The organism is Kaistia hirudinis (assembly GCF_014196455.1).
Classification (GTDB): domain Bacteria; phylum Pseudomonadota; class Alphaproteobacteria; order Rhizobiales; family Kaistiaceae; genus Kaistia; species Kaistia hirudinis.
Genome location: NZ_JACIDS010000013.1, coordinates 1 through 4,399, shown reverse-complemented (window position 1 = coordinate 4,399; position 4,399 = coordinate 1). Strand labels below are relative to the sequence as shown.

At 68.4% G+C, this 4,399-nt stretch carries 2 protein-coding genes; one reads left to right on the top strand and one right to left on the bottom strand.

Translation table 11 applies throughout. From position 1 onward, the window contains the following. The coding region (locus GGR25_RS24535) for a UDP-glucose/GDP-mannose dehydrogenase family protein (protein WP_183401542.1) at positions 1–530 on the bottom strand (530 nt) is incomplete at its 3' end. Positions 531–1,032: 502 nt separating this feature from the next. On the opposite strand from GGR25_RS24535, the gene GGR25_RS24530 reads away from it, so the two are divergent. Next, on the top strand, positions 1,033–4,134 hold the full coding sequence (locus tag GGR25_RS24530) for a tetratricopeptide repeat protein (protein WP_183401541.1): 3,102 nt from the start codon (positions 1,033–1,035) through the stop codon (positions 4,132–4,134). Positions 4,135–4,399: the final 265 nt, after the last annotated feature.

Below are 4,399 nucleotides of genomic sequence, written 5' to 3'. Positions count from 1 at the left end.
GCCCGCTCGTCCTCGAGCCCGATCACGATCCGGTCCGGCCGCTTGAAGTCCGCGATCGCCGCGCCCTCGCGCAAAAACTCCGGATTGGACACCACCGCCACGTCGGCGAGAGGGTTGGTCTCGCGGATCGTGCGCTCGACCTCGTCGCCCGTCCCGACCGGCACGGTCGACTTGGTCACCACCACAGTGAAGCCATCGACCGCCGCCGCGATCTCGCGCGCCGCGCCATGCACATAGGAAAGATCCGCATGGCCGTCGCCGCGCCGCGACGGCGTGCCGACCGCGATGAACACGACATCGGCCGCCGCCACCGCCCCGGCGAGGTCCAGCGTGAAGGAAAGCCGCCCGGCGCGGGCATTGCTCGCCACGATATCGGCCAGCCCCGGCTCGTAAATCGGCATCTCGCCCCGCTCCAGCGCCGCAATCCGCGCCGCGCTCTTGTCGACGCAGGTCACCTCATGCCCGAAATCCGCAAGGCAAGCCCCCGACACCAGCCCGACATACCCCGAACCGATCATCGCGATCTTCATGCGCAGCCCATCCCGCCAATCCGCACTCGCATCCCCCGCCCGCTTATCGGATGATCCATACACGACTTTGTGACAATCCAAGGCCAGAGCCCGCGCGCCTCGGCCCAACGCCCACAGCCACGTTGGAAACCGGCTTCGAGCACAAGATGCTGTATCGCCCGATGCGGCGGAACGCCTCGTCTGCCGGCATTCACCATCCGATCGGCCGTTTCGTCAGGCTTCCATGCGATATGCTGCATCGCAGCACGCCGTGTGCACCGCTTCCATCGGCGCCGAATTTAGGCGATACTCAAAGTGCTGCGCTCTTCCCTTTGCCGGCACAGCGCATCGCGGAGGCGCAGAAGACATGATCCCAAGTCCGGGCAAAGGCAGCGGGAGGCCGTCGCGCCACCCCGGCGGATCCAGCCTTTTCAACCAGCCGCGCCGCACCGACCTGTCCAGCGGCCAATTGAACGACTCCCCCCGTATTTTCATTTCGATCGCAATTTGAGGAGCCGGAGCCATGCGCTTCACGTCCATGAGCCTCACCCCGATGAGCCTCAACTCAAATGCCATTCGACGCGCCCTGATCATCTCGGCCGCCGCAATTTCCCTCTCGACCGCGGCCTCTGCCGCCGATACACCGCCGGCACCGGCCAAGCCCGACGCCGCCGCAGCCAAGCCGGCCGCCAAGAATGGCTGGGACCTCGCCAAGGAATTCGCCGCGGCGACGACCCCGGAGGCCAAGCAGGCTGCGCTCGACGCGCTCGTCGCGGCCGCGGACAAGGGTGATGCGGGCGCGCTGTATACGCTCGGCGATATCTATCTGAAGGGCACCAGCGTCCCGGCCGATCCGACCAAGGGCCGCGCCTATCTCGAAAAGGGCGTCGCGGCGGGCAGCATGCCGGCCGCATCGCGCCTCGGCGGCGCCCTGATCCTCGGCACCGAGCTGCCGGCCGACGTTCCCGCCGGCCTCGCGCTGCTGGAGAAGGCCGCCGCGGCCAAGGACGGCATGGCGCTCTATACGCTCGGCGATATCTATCTGAAGGGCACCGGCGTCACCGCCGATCCCGCCAAAGGCCGCGCCTATCTCGACCAGGGTGTGGCGGCTGGAAACGCGGCCGTCATGGCGCGCCTCGGGAGCGCGCTGGTCCTCGGCACGGAGCTTCCCGCCGATGTTCCGGCCGGCCTTGCCCTGCTGGAGAAGGCCGCCGACACCGGCAACGGAACCGCGCTCTACACGCTCGGCGACATCTATTTGAAGGGCACCGGCGTGCCGGCCGATCCGGCCAAGGGCCGTGCCTATCTCGAGAAGGGCGTCGCGGCCGGCAATGCCGCGGCCGGCGCCCGTCTCGGCAGCGCGCTGATCCTCGGCACCGAGCTGCCCGCCGACGTCCCCGCCGGCCTTGCCCTGCTCGAAAAGGCCGCCGACACCGGCAACGCCACCGCGCTCTATACGCTCGGCGATATCTATTTGAAGGGAACCGGCGTCCCCGCCGATCCCGAGAAGGGCCGCGCCTATCTCGAAAAGGGCATCGCCATCGGCAACAGCGCGGCCGGCGCACGCCTCGGCGGCGCGCTGGTGGCCGGGACCGAGCTGCCGGCGGATGTTCCCGCCGGCCTCGCCTTGCTTGAAAAGGCTGCCGACGCCGGCAATGGCACGGCGCTCTATACGCTCGGCGACCTCTATCTCAAGGGGACCGTCGTCCCGGCCGATCCGGCCAAGGGTCGCGCTTATCTGGAGAAGGGCGCCGCCACCGGCAATGCGGGCATCGCCGCCCGCCTCGGCAGCGCGCTGGTCCTCGGCACCGAGCTGCCCGCCGATGTTCCCGCCGGCCTCGCCCTGCTCGAAAAGGCGGCCGACGCCGACAATGGAGCCGCGCTCTATACGCTCGGCGACATCTATCTGAAGGGCACCGGCGTGCCCGCCGATCCGGCCAAGGGCCGCGCCTATCTCGAGAAGGGCATCGCCGCCGGCAACATGGCATTGGCGACCCGTCTCGGGGCCGCGCTCGTCAACGGCACCGAACTCCCCGCCGATGTTCCGGCCGGCCTTGCGCTGCTGGAGAAGGCGGCGGATTCCGGCAATGCCACGGCGCTCTACACGCTCGGCGACATCTATCTGAAGGGAACTGGCGTTCCGGCCGATCCCGAGAAGGGCCGCGCCTATCTCGAAAAGGGCGTGGCGCTTAACAGCATGCAGTCCGCCTCGCGCCTCGGCAGTGCGCTGGTGCTCGGCACGGAGCTGCCGGCGGATGTGCCGGCCGGCCTCGCATTGCTGGAGAAAGCCGCAGATGCCGGCGACGGCTCGGCGCTCTATGTGCTCGGCGACATCTATCTGAAGGGCGCCGGCGTTCCGGCCGATCCCGCCAAGGGGCGCGCCTATCTCGAGAAGGGCATCGCCGCCGGCAATATGGGCACCGCGACCCGGCTCGGCAGCGCGCTCATCTACGGCTCCGAAATTCCCGCCGACGTTCCGGCGGGCGCGGCGCTGCTCGAAAAGGCAGCCGAAGCCGGCAATGCGACGGCGCTCTATATGCTCGGCGACATGTATCTGCGCGGGACGACCCTCCCGTCCGATCCGGTGAAGGGCCAGGCCTATCTCGAGCGCGCCGTCGCCGCCGGCAACACGGCGGCCATGGTGCGCCTCGGCAGCGCCCTGGTACGTGGCAAGGAAATCCCCGGCGATCCCGTGCGCGGTCTCGCCTTGCTGAACGAGCGCGCGGAGAAGAACGACCCCGGCGCGCTGTTCGCGCTGGCCAATCTCTCCATGCCCGGGGGCGGCCTCGCGCCCGATCCGGAGGCGACCATCCGCAATCTGAAGGCGGCGGCGGAAGCCGGCAACAAGGATGCGCTGCGGCGGCTCGGCGAGATCTACCGCGACGGCAGCGGCGTGCCGCGCAACCGCCAGCTGGCGCTGCGCTATCTGCAGCAGGCCGTCGATGCCGGCAATGACAATGCCCTGGTCTCGCTCGGCATCGGCTATCTCTACGGCACGCTCGGACCGCGCAATCCCGAGAAGGCGTTCTCCTATTTCAAGGCCGCCGACGCCAAGGGCATCAAGGGCGCCATGTCCAACATGGCAAACGGCGCCTTCGCGCAGGACGTTCCGGCGTCGATCCGCAACACGGTCATGAAGCGCCTCGCCAAGGATGCCGATGCCGGCAATGTCGCGGCGGCGCGGACGCTGATCGCGCTCTATCGCGACGGCAGGAAGCCGATGCTGGCCGCCTCGCCCACCAAGGCGCGCGGCCTGCTGAAGAAGTATGATGCGCTGTTCACCGCGAGCGACAAGGAGTTCGAGACGCTGATGCTCGACGCGGTGGCGGCGCGGGGCGTCAAGCAATATGCAGCCATCGCCGCGCGCTACGAGACGCTGAGCCCGGACATGAAGGAGCGCTTCCTCGGCTCGATCCGCGGTCGTCAGGACAATGTCTATGTCTACATCCTGCAGACCAAGCTGGCCGAGGGCGGCTTCTACAAGGGCAAGCCGACCGGAACGCTGAACGGCGCGACGATCCAGGCGATCTCCAAATTCTGCGCGGACCGCAAGCTGACATCCGTCTGCAATGCCGGCCCGCTCGACTGGCAGAGCGCCATGGCGATCGCGGGCGAGCTCCCCTGATCATTCGGGCGCCGCTGCCGCCCGCGGCGCGGCGCCCGGACATCATTGCGGCGTGCCCGCGATGATTACCCGATACCCGGCCGGATGGCTGCAGGACGGTGCGCACCGCGCCGATCCTGCGGCGGTCAGGCCGAAGACCTAACCCGAAGCTTCGAGGAATTTTCGTGTCGTACAAGCTCGTAGCCCTGATGCCGATGCGTCATTCGTCGGAGCGCGTTAAGGGGAAGAACTACCGCCCGTTCGGGGATGGGCGGCCTCTGTTCCA